This window comes from Bacillus sp. CGMCC 1.16607 (assembly GCF_042683745.1).
Taxonomy (GTDB): domain Bacteria; phylum Bacillota; class Bacilli; order Bacillales; family Cytobacillaceae; genus Pseudoneobacillus.
The window spans coordinates 68,855-87,733 of record NZ_JBHUJX010000003.1 but is presented as its reverse complement, the minus strand read 5'-3'; the positions used below and the strand labels follow the sequence as shown (position 1 = coordinate 87,733).

The 18,879-nt window shown below is 35.4% G+C and carries 20 protein-coding genes; 14 read left to right on the top strand and 6 right to left on the bottom strand.

Features of this window, described 5'->3' with window-relative positions; all coding sequences use genetic code 11:
• Positions 1–49: 49 nt before the first annotated feature.
• Together ACFSO7_RS00635 and ACFSO7_RS00630 are read left to right on the top strand one after the other, a co-directional pair.
• Positions 50–868: a VOC family protein gene (locus ACFSO7_RS00635; protein ID WP_377874418.1), complete on the top strand. Its 819-nt coding sequence runs from the start codon at positions 50–52 to the stop codon at positions 866–868.
• Positions 847–1,647, top strand: coding sequence for a MerR family transcriptional regulator (locus ACFSO7_RS00630; RefSeq protein WP_377874417.1), 801 nt, complete (start codon positions 847–849; stop codon positions 1,645–1,647). Before ACFSO7_RS00635 ends, ACFSO7_RS00630 begins: the two co-directional genes overlap by 22 nt.
• Positions 1,648–1,733: 86 nt before the next feature.
• On the opposite strand, the gene ACFSO7_RS00625 is transcribed toward ACFSO7_RS00630, so the two are convergent.
• Both ACFSO7_RS00625 and ACFSO7_RS00620 read right to left on the bottom strand, forming a co-directional pair.
• Complete coding sequence (locus ACFSO7_RS00625; RefSeq protein WP_377874415.1) at positions 1,734–2,222, bottom strand: SRPBCC family protein; 489 nt, start codon at positions 2,220–2,222, stop codon at positions 1,734–1,736.
• Between the two features lie 61 nt (positions 2,223–2,283).
• On the bottom strand, positions 2,284–3,357 hold the full coding sequence (locus ACFSO7_RS00620) for an acyltransferase family protein (protein ID WP_377874413.1): 1,074 nt from the start codon (positions 3,355–3,357) through the stop codon (positions 2,284–2,286).
• A 739-nt stretch (positions 3,358–4,096) separates the two neighbouring features.
• On the opposite strand from ACFSO7_RS00620, the gene ACFSO7_RS00615 reads away from it, so the two are divergent.
• On the top strand, positions 4,097–5,839 hold the full coding sequence (locus tag ACFSO7_RS00615) for an ABC transporter ATP-binding protein (RefSeq protein ID WP_377874411.1): 1,743 nt from the start codon (positions 4,097–4,099) through the stop codon (positions 5,837–5,839).
• The gene (locus ACFSO7_RS00610) at positions 5,836–7,572 is read left to right on the top strand and encodes an ABC transporter ATP-binding protein (RefSeq protein ID WP_377874409.1); all 1,737 of its coding nucleotides are present in this window, start codon (positions 5,836–5,838) and stop codon (positions 7,570–7,572) included. Before ACFSO7_RS00615 ends, ACFSO7_RS00610 begins: the two co-directional genes overlap by 4 nt.
• A gap of 68 nt (positions 7,573–7,640) precedes the next feature.
• On the opposite strand, the gene ACFSO7_RS00605 is transcribed toward ACFSO7_RS00610, so the two are convergent.
• The gene (locus tag ACFSO7_RS00605) at positions 7,641–8,222 is read right to left on the bottom strand and encodes a TetR/AcrR family transcriptional regulator (protein ID WP_377874407.1); all 582 of its coding nucleotides are present in this window, start codon (positions 8,220–8,222) and stop codon (positions 7,641–7,643) included.
• A 156-nt stretch (positions 8,223–8,378) separates the two neighbouring features.
• Here ACFSO7_RS00605 and ACFSO7_RS00600 point away from each other — a divergent pair, with 156 nt between their 5' ends.
• The 3 genes from ACFSO7_RS00600 (at position 8,379) to modB (ending at position 11,034) form a co-directional block, all read left to right on the top strand.
• Positions 8,379–9,131, top strand: a complete 753-nt coding sequence (locus tag ACFSO7_RS00600; protein ID WP_377874405.1) for an SDR family NAD(P)-dependent oxidoreductase — start codon at positions 8,379–8,381, stop codon at positions 9,129–9,131.
• A 447-nt stretch (positions 9,132–9,578) separates the two neighbouring features.
• On the top strand, positions 9,579–10,379 hold the full coding sequence (gene modA, locus ACFSO7_RS00595) for a molybdate ABC transporter substrate-binding protein (RefSeq protein ID WP_377874403.1): 801 nt from the start codon (positions 9,579–9,581) through the stop codon (positions 10,377–10,379).
• Between the two features lies 1 nt (position 10,380).
• The gene (modB, locus tag ACFSO7_RS00590; RefSeq protein WP_377874401.1) at positions 10,381–11,034 is read left to right on the top strand and encodes a molybdate ABC transporter permease subunit; all 654 of its coding nucleotides are present in this window, start codon (positions 10,381–10,383) and stop codon (positions 11,032–11,034) included.
• A 75-nt stretch (positions 11,035–11,109) separates the two neighbouring features.
• On the opposite strand, the gene ACFSO7_RS00585 is transcribed toward modB, so the two are convergent.
• Together ACFSO7_RS00585 and ACFSO7_RS00580 are read right to left on the bottom strand one after the other, a co-directional pair.
• Positions 11,110–11,871: a VanZ family protein gene (locus ACFSO7_RS00585; RefSeq protein ID WP_377874399.1), complete on the bottom strand. Its 762-nt coding sequence runs from the start codon at positions 11,869–11,871 to the stop codon at positions 11,110–11,112.
• The gene (locus tag ACFSO7_RS00580) at positions 11,835–12,194 is read right to left on the bottom strand and encodes a PadR family transcriptional regulator (RefSeq protein ID WP_377874397.1); all 360 of its coding nucleotides are present in this window, start codon (positions 12,192–12,194) and stop codon (positions 11,835–11,837) included. Before ACFSO7_RS00580 ends, ACFSO7_RS00585 begins: the two co-directional genes overlap by 37 nt.
• A 216-nt stretch (positions 12,195–12,410) precedes the next feature.
• Here ACFSO7_RS00580 and ACFSO7_RS00575 point away from each other — a divergent pair, with 216 nt between their 5' ends.
• A complete protein-coding gene (locus tag ACFSO7_RS00575) occupies positions 12,411–12,926 on the top strand; it encodes a hypothetical protein (protein ID WP_377874395.1) in 516 nt (171 codons plus the stop codon).
• Positions 12,927–13,099: 173 nt separating this feature from the next.
• Here ACFSO7_RS00575 and ACFSO7_RS00570 read toward each other — a convergent pair whose 3' ends face one another.
• Positions 13,100–13,342, bottom strand: a complete 243-nt coding sequence (locus ACFSO7_RS00570) for a DUF2164 domain-containing protein (protein ID WP_377874393.1) — start codon at positions 13,340–13,342, stop codon at positions 13,100–13,102.
• A gap of 172 nt (positions 13,343–13,514) precedes the next feature.
• On the opposite strand from ACFSO7_RS00570, the gene ACFSO7_RS00565 reads away from it, so the two are divergent.
• From ACFSO7_RS00565 to ACFSO7_RS00540, 6 genes are all read left to right on the top strand, one after another.
• Positions 13,515–14,096, top strand: a complete 582-nt coding sequence (locus ACFSO7_RS00565; protein ID WP_377874391.1) for a nucleotidyltransferase family protein — start codon at positions 13,515–13,517, stop codon at positions 14,094–14,096.
• A gap of 165 nt (positions 14,097–14,261) precedes the next feature.
• Positions 14,262–15,140, top strand: coding sequence for an alpha/beta hydrolase family protein (locus ACFSO7_RS00560; RefSeq protein WP_377874389.1), 879 nt, complete (start codon positions 14,262–14,264; stop codon positions 15,138–15,140).
• A 15-nt stretch (positions 15,141–15,155) separates the two neighbouring features.
• Positions 15,156–16,202 carry an alpha/beta fold hydrolase gene (locus ACFSO7_RS00555; RefSeq protein WP_377874388.1) on the top strand — a complete coding sequence of 349 codons (1,047 nt, stop codon included), beginning with the start codon at positions 15,156–15,158 and terminating at the stop codon, positions 16,200–16,202.
• A 21-nt stretch (positions 16,203–16,223) separates the two neighbouring features.
• Positions 16,224–16,901: an HAD family hydrolase gene (locus ACFSO7_RS00550; RefSeq protein WP_377874386.1), complete on the top strand. Its 678-nt coding sequence runs from the start codon at positions 16,224–16,226 to the stop codon at positions 16,899–16,901.
• A gap of 35 nt (positions 16,902–16,936) precedes the next feature.
• Positions 16,937–17,509 (top strand): histidine phosphatase family protein, encoded by a 573-nt coding sequence (locus ACFSO7_RS00545; protein ID WP_377874485.1) that lies wholly within the window; start codon positions 16,937–16,939, stop codon positions 17,507–17,509.
• Positions 17,510–18,017: 508 nt separating this feature from the next.
• Positions 18,018–18,611 (top strand): SCO family protein, encoded by a 594-nt coding sequence (locus ACFSO7_RS00540; RefSeq protein WP_377874385.1) that lies wholly within the window; start codon positions 18,018–18,020, stop codon positions 18,609–18,611.
• The last annotated feature ends 268 nt before the right edge of the window (positions 18,612–18,879 follow it).

Here is an 18,879-nt window from a genome sequence, read left to right as displayed (position 1 = left end):
AGGATAATAGTAGAGTTATTAATACTATTATTTTAGGAGTGTGAAGAGTATGATGTTTCGTTGGGATGGCGGTTTTATTATGGTGTCTTGGGACGGTTTTGATGAGGGGATTCATTGGTACACAACTCATTTAGGTTGGGAGTGTCTTGACAAAATTATTACTCCTGTTGGGAAAAAGGCATTCTTAAAGATGCCAAAAGCTGGTGTTGTCACATTAAAGTCCTTCGAAGGTGATTATGAACACTTCCAAAATGGTGGAGATGAAGAAGGGAATGTCCGACTATGCTTTGAAATAGGTGATTTGGACCAAACGATAGCTTACTTTACTGAAAATAATATCGCTTATACGGATCCCATCACCTTGCCGAATGGGATGAGAAGCTATGATTTCTATGGTTTTGAAAATGCTAGAATCACTGTGTATGAAAATCAAAGCTTTAAAGATTCCTATCCTGATGCACGAGTGCTAGGCTTTGGCGAAGTGAACACAAGAATTGGGGTAACTGACATAAATAAAGCGGTTGATTGGTATACAACGAATCTAGGCTTTATCGAAGTAAGTGTCGATCCAGAAAAAGGATATGCCCATTTACAGACGGAAGATGCCTATGACAAACATGTTTTGAAGGAAGTATTAATGGATAATATTTACCTGGAAAAAATTGACCGGCCAGTGAAAGGAAATCCTTCGGTCCGAACCTATTTGGATATTCGACCTGAAGAATTCTTCGAAGCTTATAATAAGCTGATCAAAAATGGGATTTCTCCGTCACAAATTGCAGGGGATCCATTAAAAGGCTGGGGTGGATTCCATATTTATGATCCAGATGGAAATAGGATTAATATATGGTCCTATCAAATGATGTAATAGGAAAGGAATCCACCATTGTGTTCACCATCCAGCAATTTGCAGATAAAACGGGATTAACAGCTAGTACGTTGCGCTTTTACGATAAAAAAAATCTATTAAAACCAGAACGTAGGCTTGAAAATGGCTACAGGGTGTATAAAGAAGAGCAAATCTCAGATGCTCTTCTGATTCACTCTTTACGAAATGCAGATATTCCTATCGAAGAAATTAAGTATTTTCTACAAGCAAATGAGAATGAAAAGAACAAATTAATTTCAAAATGGAGACAAGAAGTACATTCAAAGCTCTCGGCTTTAAAAATTGCCCAGCAATACCTCGGCGGGATAGGACCGCAAGAGAATCATATGCATCTTGTTCGTTGGGAAGAGTCTGCTACATTTATTTGGCATAAGCATGTAGTACCCCGAAAAGCTCATCCTTTTCAAGATGTTATGCTCCAAGATCGAGAGCAACTATCAGAAATGGATATTAAATTAGGATTAGGTTATTATGTACGTCAACTAGATTCGAGAGGGGATCAAATGATGGGAGAAGTGGGGTTTCTTACTTTGACTGAAAATATTCTCCCTCCTTTAGATACTAATTGGTATGTAGAAAAACAAGATCCTACACTTTTTGCCAGTATGGAATGCTCCGTGGGGAATGAATTCATTTGCTTTCAGTTTATACAAATGATAAGACAATTTGGTTTTGTACCTACTGGTAAGAAGTTGGAGAAGTTTGAAAATGTGGATAGTCATGAATTTAAATATTTGATACCAATTATGAAATTATAATCGTATCATTAATAACATAAAGTGCCTAGCACCATCCAGAAAATTGGGATATGCCTGGCACTTTGTCATTGTGTGGATAGATCAATTTAAGGTTGACAACATAAATTACCTTCGCCTTTTTCAAGAGCAGACTTTAAGCTACTAAGAACGCCCGACCAAGCCATTTGATGCCAGTTGAAAGCCTCCGACCAACTATCATCATCTTTAAATCCAGTATGTTTGATTGTTACTTTTGTAGATTCTTTGTCAAGTGTTTCAAAATAGATGGTAACAGTAGTTAATTCATTTTCATTATTCATGATTTGTTCAAATTGGTCTGGTCCTTTCCAAGTGAACTGGAGCTCTTTTTCATCAATAAGTTTAGTGATCTTGCAACCTTTTGTATTCATTCCAGTTTTATTTCCAGGAATAAAGTATAGTTCATATGCCCCGCCTACTTTAGCTTCTACTACCGTTTCAGGAGCAAACCACTCAGAAACTCGTTCGGAAATGGTCCATGCATACCATGTTAAATTTAAAGGTGAATGAATTATAACTTCATTAGTAATTGCTTTTTCTTCTGTAGTGTAGTTCAAAATATCTCCCCCCCATGAGTTATGAGTCGCTTGGTTCATATAGTTTCACGAGTTTTCCGAGTTATTTCAGTGAAAAGCCCAATTTCTTCACTGGACTTGTTAAGAACGGAAACGAGGTATCCGTTCTTCCTAAAGCCAAATAGCTTAACAATGGACTTTTTTCTAAAATAAACGTTGAAACAAGCAATGGTAAAATAATACCTAATATGACAATCATCATGTTATTTGTTTGAAAGAAATGTTCATAAACTAATTTAATAGGAACATGTGTGTACATAATAATGAGTGAAGACCTTCCTATGTAGTTAATGATTCCAAAAAAGTGTCCTAGCTTAGAAATCCCCCAACTTAAAATCAAAAGTAAAATGGAGAGTGTGATGGGCACATTTAAATCAAGGAAAAAATGAGTATAGACGACCGAACGCATATTAAACAAATAATCTCCCTGAACGTAGATGGTAGTTATAAAGATGGCTGCTGCTAAAATACCAATCATGGTGATTTTAAGCTTATTCCTCTTGTTTTGGTTATAAATAATTACCCTTTTGACGAAATAACCAAATGCATAATAAAAAATAGCCAGTAACGCGACATCTAAATTCCATGGCACATAATTTAATTTATTTTCCAACAGAAACCAAGCTTCTATATGAGCTAAAACATAGCATAAAGAAATAATGGCAAAACGAGCGGCATTGGATTTTATGAAAAAATGTATAGCGGCAAAAGTAACTTGAGTCAAATATATACATGGTATAAACCACATAACCATATAGAAATCGCTAGGAAAAAACCTACCACCAATCATAATATCTAAAAAATCTTCTCGAAACGAATGAAAGGTCAATTCTGAGTTATACAATAGGAACAAATATCTTAAACTTGTAATAAGAAGTAAAAAGAACAAATAGGGAACAAACAATTGCTTAGCACGCTTGATCATCCAGGCTTTTAAAGAGGGAATACGATCCTGTGGTTTAAAAAGGTAACCACTAATCATGAAAAAGGCGGGCATATGAAACCAGTAGATGGGAGAAACATCAAAACTAGCAGAATGGCCTATCACTACTAACATGATGGCAATTCCTTTCGCTACATCAAGCCATTCGGTTCTATTGAGTGAAACAGTTGACATCGTAGCCTCCCCTACCTTTTAAAAATCAGAATATTGTAAAAGTAAGTTTATTATAGAGGAAAATATACCTATTTATATAGTGGCTTTTGACCTATATAACGAAACGATTGTCTAACTTTTTTCTGTCTTTAATGGTGGGACACGGGGACCTCGTCCCATTAAGAGTACATAAAGAATTGGATAATGCTCTCGCTTTGTACGAAATAAAAAACATTAAAAATAATTACAAACAACTTGTCTGACAGTTGACAATTATCTAATAAAGGTGATAATCTTCAATAATACTAAACAAATTATTCCAAGAAAAGTGGAGGCGGCTTGCTCAGGAACGACGAGCATAAGACGAGATGACGTGAAGGTTGTTCATTAACCTTTATGACAGGTTGGCTTATGACTCGAGCTCCTAGCCGACGAAGCTAGACGAAAGGAGGTAAGGACAATGAGAAATCTTAATGTTTACGTTAAAACTACAAATTTTATACATTGTCCATACCTTCTGTCTGTATAATTGTGAATTTCTAATACAATGAAAGGTATTGGCACGTCTTCTATACCTTTCCTAAAGATGCATGCTCTTTTTAGGGTATGCATTTTTTGTGTTTTAGAAATAAATTAGTAAATTGATAAAAGGAGTAGATGACAATGTGGAACAGGCAAAGAACATTGATTTTCGAGAGGGAGTTGCTAGATAGTGGGTAGCTATTGTTCACATTCTAAAGCGAGAAAGAAGGGTTGATAAATGTTTGATGTACTAGGGAAATTAGGTTGGTTTTTTAAACTGCATTGGAAACAATATTCAGTTGCTATTTTTTTACTATTGATAGCGACAGTGTTAGAGGTAATTCCACCACAATTGCTGGGATCTATTATCGATATTATAACTACTGGTGAAATGACTAGTGGAGTTTTAGTCCAATATATGCTTATATTCGTTGGAATTATTGTTTTTGGCTATTTTTTAAATTTCTTTTGGCAGTATCGCTTATTTGAAGGGGCGCTTAATCTTGAAAAGCTAATGCGCCGTAAATTAATGCGCCAATTTTTAAATATGACGCCCACCTTTTACGAGAAAAATCGTACGGGTGACTTGATGGCTCGTGCAACAAATGATTTAAATTCCGTTTCGCTAACTGCAGGATTCGGAATCATGACATTAATTGATTCGACTTTATTTCTAGGAACGATTATTTGTGCGATGGGATTCATGATTTCATGGAAATTAACCATCTTTGCCATGCTGCCTGTACCGATTATGGCCGCGCTCATTCAGTATTTAGGTAAGCTTGTACATGAAAGATACATGAAAGCTCAAGACTCATTTGGGGAACTGAATGATAGTGTCCTAGAATCTGTTGCAGGTGTTCGTGTCATTCGTGCTTATGTGCAAGAGAAAAAGGATGAAATGAAGTTTGCAGATATGAGCGAGGAAGTTTACCAAAAAAATATGCATACCGCGAAAATAAATGCCTTATTTGGACCGATTACTAAAGTCGGAACTGGTATTAGTTACGTCGTAGCACTTGGTTATGGTGCCGTTCTCGTATCAAATGGTGACATGACGGTTGGTCAGCTTGTTACATTTAATGTGTATTTAGGTCTTGCTGTATGGCCGATTTTTGCCATTGGTGAATTAATAAATGTCATGCAGCAGGGAAATGCTTCTCTTGATCGCGTACAAGAGACTCTTAACTATGAAGCAGACGTACAAAATACGAAAAATCCTGTCTCTATTAAGACGCCAAGTGTCATTGGTTTTGATGATTTGATGTTCCAATACCCGACGAGTCAGGTGAAAAATTTACAGCAAATTTCCCTGTCATTAAAAAAGGGAGAGACACTCGGGATTGTTGGTAAAACAGGAGCGGGAAAAACAACATTCTTAAGACAATTATTACGTGAATATCCACTTGGTGAAGGGCAATTAAATATTGCTGGGATCGATATAGCCTCACAAACAAAAGAGCAAATTCTTGACTGGATAGGGTATGTGCCACAGGATCATGTGTTATTTTCACGTACCATTCGGGAAAATATTTTATTTGGTAAAGAAGATGCAACAAATGACGAATTAATGGAAGCCATTCGCCTTGCATACTTTGAAAAGGATTTGGAAAACTTGCCGATGGGAATTGAAACACTTGTCGGAGAAAAAGGGGTTTCTTTATCTGGAGGCCAGAAGCAGCGTGTGTCAATTGCGCGTGCGCTCATCAAAGATCCTGAAATATTAATCCTTGATGACTCCCTATCAGCAGTCGATGCCAAAACGGAGGCTCGTATCATTCAAAACATTCAGAACGAACGAAGTGGGAAGACAACGATTATTACAACACATCGTTTATCTGGTGTACAGCATGCAGACCAAATTATTGTTCTTGATGAGGGACAAATTACTGAACAAGGAACACATGAGGAGCTTCTGGGACAAAATGGTTGGTATAAAGAACAATTTGACCGTCAACAGCTAGAAGGAGGCGAATCATGAGTACGAGTAAACGATTAACGAAATATGCAATGTATTTTAAACGACCCATTTTTTTAGGATTGTTTTTCTTAACAGCCGCTGTGTTTACAGAGCTTGCAGGACCATTCATTGCAAAATATATTATCGATGAATATATGACGATTGGAAAAATTGAAATGGAACCAATTGCTTGGCTACTTTGTTTATTTTTAATTTTAGCCATAGCAACAGCGATCTTGCGGTACTTTATGTACATTTATTTGCAAATGGGAGCACACCGGGTTGTCCAAAAATTACGCCAAGACGTATTTGGTCATATTCAAACCTTACCGATTCAATATTTTGATAATCTTCCAGCAGGGAAAATTGTCGCACGTGTTACTAACGACACAGAAGCAGTAAGAAATTTATATGTGCAAGTACTTTCAAACTTTGCAACTAGCTTCATTTCGATTGTTGGTGTCTATATCGCACTGTTTATCCTGAATTGGAAAATGGCACTTATTGCTTTACTAATGATGCCAATAGTCTATCTGTGGATGATTTTTTATCGAAAATATGCGTCAAAATATAATGAAGTGATTCGCACAAAAATCGCTGATATTAACGCGATGATTAATGAATCGATTCAAGGGATGACGATCATCCAAGCCTTTCGTCGTGAAAAGCAAATGACGAAGGAATTTGATGAAATGAATGAAGAGCATTATGCTTACGGTCGAAAATTACTGTTTTTAGATTCAGCCACATCATTCAACTTAGTAAATTCGTTACGCCTCATTATGTTTACGATCTTCATTGTCTATTTTGGGACACAATCAATCACAACAGCAGAGATCGTGTCCGCGGGTACACTTTATGCATTTGTTGATTATTTAACGAAATTATTTAATCCGATTACAAATGTTGTCAATCAGTTTTCACAGCTTGAGCGCTCACTTGTTGCTGGAAAGCGTGTGTTTGAAGTGCTAGATACAACTGGGGAAAAGGTATCAGAAGAAGTTATGCCAAGATACGAAGGGCATGTCACATTCGATGATGTATCTTTTGCTTATAAAGAAAATGAATATGTTTTGAAGAACCTATCGTTTGAAGCAAATCGTGGTGAAACAGTGGCACTTGTTGGCCATACAGGATCCGGTAAAAGTTCCATTATGAACTTGCTATTCCGTTTCTATGATCCATCAATGGGTAAGATTTATATTGATGGCGTTGATGTAACGTCTTTGCCTAGACAGACAATACGTCAGCATATGGGCATTGTTTTACAAGATCCTTACTTATTTACAGGAACAATTGCTTCGAATGTCAGCTTGAATGATCCAAAAATCACACGAGAAAAGGTAGAAGCCGCATTGCAAGCGGTAGGTGCAGAACGTGTACTTAAGAACCTTGAAAAGGGGATTGACGAACCTGTTATTGAAAAAGGAAGTACCCTTTCTTCTGGACAGCGTCAGCTTATATCATTTGCACGAGCACTCGCTTTTGATCCTGCCATCTTAATTTTGGATGAAGCCACATCAAATATTGATACTGAGACAGAAGAAATCATTCAGCATGCAATGGATGTGCTTAAAAAAGGACGTACGACTTTTATTATTGCCCACCGCCTTTCAACCATAAAAAATGCTGACCGCATCCTCGTACTAGATCGAGGCGTCATCAAAGAACAAGGCACCCACGACGAACTACTCGCCCAAGGCGGCATCTACAACCAAATGTATCAAATGCAAGCAAAATCGCTTCAAGTTTAGGGACATGGGGAACCATGTCCCTTTTTTTGTGCGATGGTGGGACGAGGGGACAGGCATGTCCCAACTCTTTATGAAAAAAGTGCTCCTTTAACTCCGATTTTTGTTAATTCAATTGCAAAGTCTTGAGCATTCAATGGGAAATCCTTTTCTATCCACCAAGTTATTGCCCCTAATGTACCACTCGCCAGGTGAATATGACGTAAAGAAGGTACATATGAGTTAACATCATAGGCCACATTGCCACTTTCAAAACCTGGCTTAATGTAACCTATGACCCACTCTCTAACTTTAGTTGTAAAGACAGGAACTCGGTTTTCTACAAGAAGAATTCTATATAAGATCGCTTCATCATGGATATGTTGCAACAATTTGATAAAACCTGGATAAGGATCACTTATACTGTGATAGGAATAATTAGGATCCTCTTCATTTGCAATAATTGTCCAGTCTTCTATGATCTGATTTATCATCTGTTCAACGAAATCATTAATGTCAGTAAAATGTAAATAAAAGGTAGTCCGATTGATTTTTGCACTAGATGTTAGTTTTTTTATAGTAACTTGTTCAAGTGTATTTTCAAGCAATAGATCAATAAAACCTATTTTTAATAATTCAAGTGTTTTTGCAATACGTGGATCTTGTTTTATCATTCTTCAACAAACCTTTCTCTACATTTATTTATATTTTGTCTAACTTCTTATACGATGGAGTATTTTTATTGTTTCTTCACTGAAAGATATATTAACATTTAATAGACAAGGTGTCGAACAGCATCTTGAACATATTGGGGAAATGAGGAGAATAGTATGAGTAAAAAAACCGCAATCGTTACAGGAGCAGCTGGGGGAATTGGTCGTGCAACAGCTTTAAAATTAGCTGAGGATGGATTTAATTTAGTAATTGTAGATTTCAATGAAGAAAAAGGGCAAGAAACGGTTTCTCTTATCCGCGAAAAAGGATCAGAGGCTATCTTTGTTAAAGCGAATGTAATGAATTCAGCAGATGTACAAAATTATGTAAATACCGCAGTAGATACTTTTGGAACGATCGATGTTTTCTTTAACAATGCAGGGGTTATTCAAAACTTCTGTATGTTTGCAGATACTGAAGAATCGGAGTTTGATAAGGTGTTTGGGGTAAATGTTAAAGGTGTATTCTTAGGAATGAAATATGTCCTAAAAGTGATGGAGAAACAAGGATTTGGTCATATCATTAATACTGCTTCTACAGCAGGTATTCGTGCAGAGCACAGCGCAGGAGTCTATTCTGCAAGCAAACATGCCGTCATCGGATTAACGAAAGCTGCAGCAATTGAATATGTGCAAAAAGGAATTCGCGTCAATGCGGTTTGTCCAGGAGGTGTCCGCACACCATTAACAGAAAGTGTAGAGCAAAGAGTTCGGGAAACCGGCTATATTCCTGCTGAAACAAGCATTATGAGAATGGGTCGCTTCGCTGAACCAGAGGAAATCGCAAGCGCAGTTGCATTCCTTGCCTCAGAAGGTTCAAGTTATATGACTGGTAGTACATTGTTAGTCGATGGTGGTTTAACATTATAGAATCAAGAAGGGACATGGGGACCGTGTCCCGTTTCTTTTTGTGAGTGAATAGTACCAAGCCTATTGAACTTGCAGGAAATTTTTAATTTAGTATTGAATATTTAAAATTATAAGGCCATTTAATAGATAACGAACCCAATACATTTTAACGGTTCTCCGATATATACTTCAAAATCCCGTCAAGGCTGGATTAGCAAATAATATATTTGAATTTAAATGGACCAGTATAATTGAATATTACGGTCAAGCCGCCTTCGTTGATACTGAGTTAGCCCTCAATTTGTTTTCTCCTGACAAATAAAGCCATCCAATTATTTTAAAAGAGTGATTGAACGCATTCGATAAAATTTCTTTCTGGGACAAGGGACCCCTGTGCCTCATTTTTTTCTATTCTCGTGTTCAATTTAATCATATTTAATTATAATTAACATGAGAGGGAGTGGGATGATGAAAAAGCTTTATCTTTTAGTTTTCTCGCTGTTGTTAGTGTTATTTTCCTTGGCTGGATGTAAAATGAATGATAATGCTAAAAAACAGGGACAAGGGGTTTCTAAAAAAAGTGTAGAGTTAACCATTTCAGCAGCAGCCAGTTTACGAGATGCGCTTAATGAAATTAAGGAAACGTTTGAGAAGAAACATTCTAATGTGAAGATAAACTATAATTTTGGAGCTTCAGGGGCACTTCAACAACAAATTTCTCAAGGAGCACCTGTTGATTTATTTTTCTCTGCTGCGGAGGACAAATTCGATGCTTTAGTAGAAGAAGGATTAATTGTAGCGGAAAAAGGAATAGACCTTGTTGGAAATGAAATAGTCATCGTGGTTCCGAAGGATTCAAATCTAGGAATCAATACTTTCGAGGATTTGAAGAAGGCTGAGAGAATTTCAATTGGTACCCCTGGGTCTGTACCCGCAGGGAAGTATGCGAAAGAAACTTTAGAAAATCTAAATGTCTGGAAAGAGATTGAAGGGAAAGTTATCCTTGCTAAGGATGTTCGGCAAGTGCTTACATACGTAGAGACGAATAATGTGGATGCAGGAATTGTTTATAAAACGGATGCTTTAATTTCACCAAAGGTTCAGATTGTAGCAACTGCTAATGAAAGTATCCACGCACCAATTATATATCCATTGGGAGTGATTAAGAACAGTTCCCATTTAAAAGAAGCCCAACTTTTCTATGAGTACCTTCAAAATGAAGATTCGATGGAAACTTTTAAAAAATACGGATTTAAAGGGTTAAAATAAAATGTCATTAGAATTTTGGTCACCAGTCATCCTTTCAATTAAGATAGCGATTGTCTCAAGTGTCATTGTTATAGTAGTAGGATTAGTATTAGGTAAGGTAATGGCTAATACAAAATTCAAAGGGAAAGCCATCGTAGAAACCTTTTTCCTTTTGCCTTTAGTTTTACCGCCTTCTGTTGTGGGTTTTTTGTTAATTGTTTTATTTGGAAGGAACAGTCCAGTAGGGCAATGGATGGAGTGGATTTTTAAACAACCAATTATGTTTACTTGGTGGGCAGCTGTTATTGCGGCGACTGTTGTTGCTTTTCCATTAATGTACCAATCCTCTAAAACGGGGTTCGAAGCGATTGATGAGGATATCGAAAATGCCGCTCGAGTGGATGGGGCAAATCCATTTAAATTATTTATATTTGTTTCGATACCGCTTGCACTAAGAGCGATCATTTCGGGTGCTATATTAAGCTTTGCAAGAGCCTTAGGGGAATTTGGTGCTACATTAATGTTCGCTGGAAATATCCCAGGAAAAACGCAAACGATGTCGACTGCAATCTATGTTGCCTTTGATTCAGGTAATATGGAGCTTGCTTGGTTATGGGTAGCCTGCATGATCGGTATTTCTTTTTTAATGTTAATAGGTGTACATTTTATGAAATAAGTCGGATCAACCAACAGACAAAACGCTCAGAGATTGCTCTGAGCGTTTTGTCTGTTGGTTGCATGATAATAATGATTAGTTTGTTATTTTTTGAACAATATTCCACTTAGTAAGATTTGAAATTTGGATAAGAAATTTAAAAAGGGAGAATCCGACTATCGTTCCAAGCGTATTTAAGATAATGTCATCGATGTCAAACTGTCCAATTTGAAGGGAGAATTGTAAAACTTCTACTGCAAAAGATATAACGAACCCGATTAAAAATATCTTCGAAAACTTATGATACTTTTTTAATAAAATAGGCAGGAATATGCCAAGAGGTACAAAAATTAGAATATTTCCTATAGTGTTATGGAGTATGATATCTAAGTTAAATCGATCGATTCCAATCATATATTCATACGTGCTATGGAACGGGATGAGATTGGAATTGAGCCTCCATACTTCAATATTAAAAAAACTGTTTGCGTCCTCTGTGTACCGGAAGTAGCCATTAAAAGAACCATGATCAATGATCCTGTCTATCATTCGCATTAACAGTAAACTCCAGAGTAATATAAAGGAATATAAGCTAAATAAACTCCAAATCCCGAATCTGAAAATCTTATAATAAGGAAATAAGGAAGATTGGAGTCCCTTTTTTATATTTCTATTATCACCAAAACTTTGCAATGCCTTTTCCGTAGCCTCTTCGTCAGAAAAACCCTGCCCTATGTATTCATTTTTTAATAATTGTAAATGGTCTCTCATTTCCTCAGCAATTTCATTTTTTTCAATTTCACTACAATTTAATTCGCGAACTATCTGATTAAGATAGGTTTCAAGGTTTTGATCCAAGCCATTCCCTCCGAACATACGTTGATTAAATTATTTACTTTCTTCCATTCTTGTAATTTCCTCTGTAATTCTTTCTTGCCGTCTTCCGTGATTCGGTAGTATTTTCTCCTTGCCCCTACTTCAGAGTTCTCCCAATAGGACTGTATCCAGTTTTTATTTTCTAATCTTTTCAAAGCTGGATATAAAGTTCCTTCACTCATATTGTAAAGTTCATTACTATTTTCTTTTAAGGTTTTTACCATTTCATATCCATACATATCCTTTGTGTTCACAATGGAAAGAAGTAAGATATCAATACTACCCTTCATAATTTCCTTATCCATAAACCCACCTCAATTATATAAAACTAACGATAACATCGTAACACGATATACATCGCTTTACAAGGTTTGACTGTAAAATTTTTGTAACGATATTGGCTACAAATATAACTGCTTAATTAGCAAATTGACAAAGCTATTGATTTTTTACTTTTTGTAGACGCTATGAAATTTATGGTAAGATTATTAAACTTAATAAAAAACATAAAGGAGTTATAGATGAAACGAAATATATTCATTTTTACAATTACAATTGGAATGATTCTATTATTATCTGCTTTTTCATTTAACGATAGTTTCCCTCGTTCATATCATCACAAATTTACGAAAACAACAGATTTATCTAAGGAAAACATTGAAGGTCTGTTTTTAAATGATAAGTTTAATAATGAAGAAATATTACAAAAGTATGGGAAGAGAGTAGAACAAAGTAGGAATGTAACAGATTATGATTATTTTGATCTCAAGCCCGGAATTGAAATAGCGGTTAATAAAACAGGGGAAATTACAAGATTTATTGTATCTAACGGTAATGTGGAAACTGCAGAAGGACTAAAAATTGGTGATGAAAAGAAAGATGTTATAAGGGCATATGGAAATAATCAGTATGTTCGCGCTGAACAGGGAGCAGAAATTATCGGATATGTGGATAAAAAAAGAGAAATATCCATTGAATTTTGGTTGTTTAATGACAAAGTGAATCTTTATAAACTTGATAATAATAAAATGAAGTAAAGCTAAGCACAAAAAGTTTAGCTTTACTTTTTTACTATGAATTTGATTATTTCATATGGATGTTATGTAAAGTTCTTTCCACATTACCTTGGCTACTACTAGGATGCCTTTAATCTGTAGGAAAAGTTTGCTTCTATTGGTACTTTGGAACATGCTACGGGTATATAAATGTATTAGCGTTTAACAGGTCTTTCTAAAGATAAAATTTCCTCTTCAATTGACATCATTTGCTGTTCCACCACGATTTTTGCATCTTGAATCGCGGCATTATAAATATGCGGTGCTAATGACTTTTTAAAGAAGTCTAACACTCTTTCAGCAGCAAATTCAGTTATTTCCTCATCTCTTTCCTGGGAAAAGAAATGTTGAATATCAGCTATCATTAAATTCTGTTGATCCTTCGTCAATTTAAACATTTATAGGCACTTCCTTAAAATAAGAATAAGTTAAATATACCTAATAGGGACTGTTATTATAAGACTATATTTTACACATTAATTATGTCTTAGTATGAACAAGTTAGTGTTAGTCGTAGTTGGTACTTAAAGGAAATGATAAAATATTACACTCTGCAAGGGAGTCTTGAGAATGATCAAAAATGCGGAAGATATTATTACACATATACAAGAAGATAAATGGATGATGGATATATTAAAAGCCGCAAGATCATTGGGGTTGCCTGATTGGTGGGTATGTGCAGGCTTTGTACGATCAAAGATTTGGGATGTATTACATCATTTTAATGAAAGAACTGCTTTACCTGATGTTGATGTCATTTATTATGACCCTGCGAACATTAATGAGGTAGATGAAAAAGAACTGGAAAAAAAACTAAAGCTTCTACTTCCCGATATCCCTTGGTCAGTGAAAAACCAAGCAAGAATGCACGTTATTAACAATATGCCTCCCTATCTTTCATCCGTGGATGCAATTTCGAAATTCCCTGAAACAGTAACTGCGTTAGGAGTGAAATTAGATGAAGAAGATCATGTGATACTGACTGCACCTTGTGGAATAGGTGATGTGATAAATATGGATGTAAAGCCTACTCCTTATTTCATGGAATCTAATGACCGGTTATTACTATATGAAAACCGTATAAGTAAGAAGGAATGGAAATCTGTTTGGAATAAGATAGAAGTTTTTCAAAGGATTAATGTAGGAGAATAAAATAAAATCTTTTTAACGTTTTTTTGGTCTTTCAAATATAAAGACATTTCTGGGAAAATAAAAATTGATTGGAGGCAGATTGTTTTATATGATGAAGGAGATAATTGGAAAAATTTTTAAGATGATAAGGAACTACGTCGATTAATAAAAGCAGGAGGATAAAAGATGAGTAAAGAGGAAAAAGTCTCCTTTTACAGCGGTATACATAGATTAACAGGGTTATTACGATTACCGTCCACTAATGAACGAAGCCCTGCTGTTATTTTTCTACAAGGTTCAGAATATACTAGTCCACTAAACTCGCGATTCTTAATGAGAATTTCTGACTATCTCATCGATCATGGTATAGCATGTCTCATTTTCAATAAGCGAGGTGTAGGTGATTCTTCAGGTAGTAAGTGGAAATGTACATTTGAGGACCGCGCAAATGATGCATTGGCTGCACTAGATTTTATGAAAACGAGAAAAGAAATTGATGCAGCTATGATTGGATTATTTGGGCACAGTCAAGGGGGATGGATTTGCCAATTGGCAGCAACGAAATCAAGTGAAATGGCGTTTATCATCAATTCTGCAGGTCCTGGTGAGTCTGTATTTGAACAAATTTTAACAGACAGTAGAAACCATTTAATCATAGATGGCGTCCCAGAAAATAAAGTTAACAAGAAAATCGGTCAAATAGCGCTTCTATTAAAATTAATCCTTAAATTGAAGCCGATTATCAAATTTCACCCACTTAGCTATATGATCGATTATGATCCAAAACCAATTATCGGAAGCATAAACTGTCCTGTATTAGCACTTTTTGGAGAATTAGACCCGCTAACACCACCTACGAAGAATATTCCTATTTTTGAAGAAGCATTTAAAAGAGCAGGTAAAAATAATTACGTAATTAAAACATTCCCCAAGGCAAACCATTCTTTTTATCTCGCAAAAACAGGAAGTTTAAAGGAATATTCGCAACTTACAAAAGAGTTTGTACCTTATTATTTAGAAACCATAACAGATTGGATACTATCCAATACAAAGCAAGTAGACTAATTTAAGGGTGATTCTATGAAGCTATTATCTCGGAAGCCAGATTTCGTCATATCTGATGAAGGAGTAGATTTAGTTGAGAAAGTAATGCTTGGCGGAATTGAACAATCTATACTGATCCAAGCACAAAATCGTAACAATCCTGTGCTTTTATTTCTACATGGTGGACCATCAACGCCCATACCTGGGATAGCTTGCAGAGGAAAAGATTATACCATCGCCACAAACACAAAAGAACTGGTTAACCATTTTGTCCTTGTTTTTTGGGATCAAAGAGGGACAGGAAAATCGTATCATCCTGACATTCCTGAGGAATCATTAACGATTAAACAATTTGTTTCCGATGCAAATGAACTAACGGACATGTTAAGAACGCGTTTTAAAAAGGAAAAGATCTTTCTTGCTGGCCATTCATGGGGAAGCATAATTGGACTGCGGCTTGCGAGTGAACAAACTGAAAAGTTTTATTCTTATGTCGGCTTATCGCAAATCATTAGCTGGAGTGAAAATGATCAATTAGCTTTAAATTGGGCAAAAGAGCAGGCAAGAAAAAAGGGAAATAAAAAGGCATTAAAAGAATTGGAATCAGTAGGAGAAGCTCCTTTTCTTGATAGTTATGAACAGTGGAGTGTTTTAAGAAAATGGTTAATACGGTTCAATAGTATGATCTACTCGGGTGAGGATGTAAAACATCCTGGTATGCTTAAGTCCACAAAAGAATTATTCCAATCCAAAGACTACACCTTAAAGGATGTATACAATACTTTCTATAAAGGATTCAAATTAGTTTATAACCCACGAATGATTCTCATCAATGATTTAGCTCAATTTAATTTCAAGGAATCCGTAAGAAAAATGGACCTACCTGTTACCTTTTTGCACGGTGAGAAGGATGTTCATGTGAACAAGAAGCCCGTCCTAGAATTCTTTGAAAAATTAGAATCAAGCTATTCGAAGGAACTTCATCTATTACCAAAAAGCTCTCACTTCTTTCATCCAGATGATACAAAAAAAATTGAAGGTTTTTTAATTAATCAGATAAAGCATCAGAGCAATATTGAATAATGTAAAAAGTGGGGAATACTTTTGATTAAAGCCGTTATATTTGATCTAGATGGCACGCTGCTAAATCGGGATGCTTCAGTCCAAAAATTTATCGAACAACAATATGAACGTTTGAACGATTGGGTTGGGCATATTCCTAAAGAAAGATATACTTCGAGATTTATAGAGTTGGATACCCGCGGTTATGTTTGGAAAGATAAAGTGTATCAACAGTTGGTTGATGAATTTAATATTAACGGAGTTTCTTGGGGATTTTTTTTGCAAGATTATTTAGATAATTTTCAGTATAGTTGTGTTCCTTTTCCCAATTTAATTCAAATGTTAGAAACTTTAAAAAGTAAAGCCATTCGTTTAGGAATGATAACGAATGGAATAGGGCAGTTCCAGATGGATAATATAAAGGCTTTAGGCATTGAAAACTGTTTTGATAGCATTCTTATTTCTGAATGGGAAGGAATAAAAAAGCCAAATCCTGACATTTTTAAAAGAGCTATGAGCCTTCTTCATGTTTCTGCAAATGAAAGTATGTACGTCGGAGACCATCCGGAAAATGATATGAACGGTTGTAAGAATATAGGAATGTTGGGAGTTTGGAAGAAAGACAGTCAATGGGAACATGTTGAAGCGGATTATATCATTGATGATTTAAGTGAATTGCTATTAATCGTTGAAGAAGTAAATATGACTTATCAACCATAATGGATGTTTAGGATATTAGTTTGGGGGAGTTCAATATAACTTCTATTTGTCTGATTAGGCATGGGGAAACTGATTGGAACGCTCTAGGTAAACTTCAAGGAAGAACGGATATCCCTTTAAATAAAAACGGTATCCAGCAAGTTGAGGAATGCAGGGAATTTTTAAAAGCCTCTCGGTGGGATGCAATCATAACAAGTCCATTAATGCGGGCAAAGCAAACAGCTGAAATCATTAACGAAGACTTGCATATACCCATTGTTGAGATGGAAGAATTTATCGAAAGATCATTTGGTCAAGCAGAGGGTATGACATTACAGGAAAGATTGTCAGTGTATCCAGATAAAAAATATCCCCTTCAAGAAGATCGACTATCTTTAAATAAGCGAGTAATGGCAGGACTAGACAGAGTCAATAAAAAGTACAAGAACGGTAAAGTGTTAGTTGTTGCACATGGAGCCGTGATCAATTCTATTTTAGCCATTGTATCAAATGGGGAAATTGGTTCGGGGAAAACCAAACTATCAAATGCTTGCCTGAGCAATATTCATTATCATAAAGAGAAATGGGAGATAAATGACTTCAACCAGGTTTCTCATCTTTCAAGGTAGTATGAGGGGTATCTTTATTTCACTGAATACAATAATAGAAACATGCGCTCACTGAGGTTTAGTAGCATTAGAGGCAAAAGTGCTTTCCAATAGGGCATCACTCTTAACAACAAAACAGTTAGCACTATAACTATATTAGATAACACGAGGAAGATTGAATAATTCATTCAATCTTCCTCGTGTTTTTTTGAGGGAGAAGAAGGAGAAAAAAGGCTTGGAAGTACGATATAAGGTGGGATCGGTAGTTAAATATATAGCCTTTGTTGTTATGTATAAGCAAACCTCATACGTCTATTTGCCAATCCGAATCTTCAATCCTATTACTTCGCATTCTTGTAAAGACCTGCAAAAAAATGCGTGATAACGAGAAATTATTGCGGTTAAGCAATATAAATTAAATAGTAAAATATTTTTTTAGATAGAAAGGAAGGGGAGATAAAATGATTGTATAGATCGAAACCTTCTCGTAATTATTATTAAAATGTACATAAAGAAATGAGCGATTTTGATGAAGAAAAAGTGCAGTTTGTTGAAGAGGATATCGTTAGTTAAGATATTTGTTATACTTATTATTTTGTCATCGTGTGGTCAAAAGACAGATTCAGTAAATGACGCTGTTAAAGATTTTACATATACAAACCAAAACGGAAAATCGTTTGGATTAAAGGATTTAAGTGGGAAAGTTTGGATTGCCAATTTTATCTTTACTAAATGTGAAGACGTTTGTCCCCCGATGACATACAATATGAAAAAATTGCAAACAATGTCGAAAAAGGAAGAAATAGAAAATATACAGTTTGTTTCATTCAGTGTGGATCCTACTGTAGATTCATCTGATGTATTAAAAAAATTTGGTGAAAGTTTTCAGGTTGATTTTGTAAACTGGAACTTTCTAACAGGGTATTCACAAAAAGATATTGAATATTTGGCATTAGATAGCTTTAAATCAGTTGTAAAGAAACCAGATCAAGGTGATCAAGTAATCCATGAAACCCAATTTTATTTGGTAGATAAAGAGGGAAAGGTATATAAAAATTATACAGGTCTAAACGAGATACCATATGATGAGATTATAAGTGACATTAAAACCTTACAGGACTAATCCCGTAAGGTTTATTTATATTATTCATATTATTAGGCTTTCATGGTTCTTTCTACAGAAACCTTATCGTGGAAAAAACGCCATCATTTAAACACCGCAATTTTCCTGGATTACTTCCACAATGTTTAAAAAGCAGAATGCAAAAATTGGAAAATAAATTACCTTTTTATTAGATCCTCTATTACTAGTATCGAAGTGTCTTTAGAACATTTTGTCGAATAACGCAAAAAAGGTGCGTGCACTTGCTATTTTTTTGCGTATTTATTTT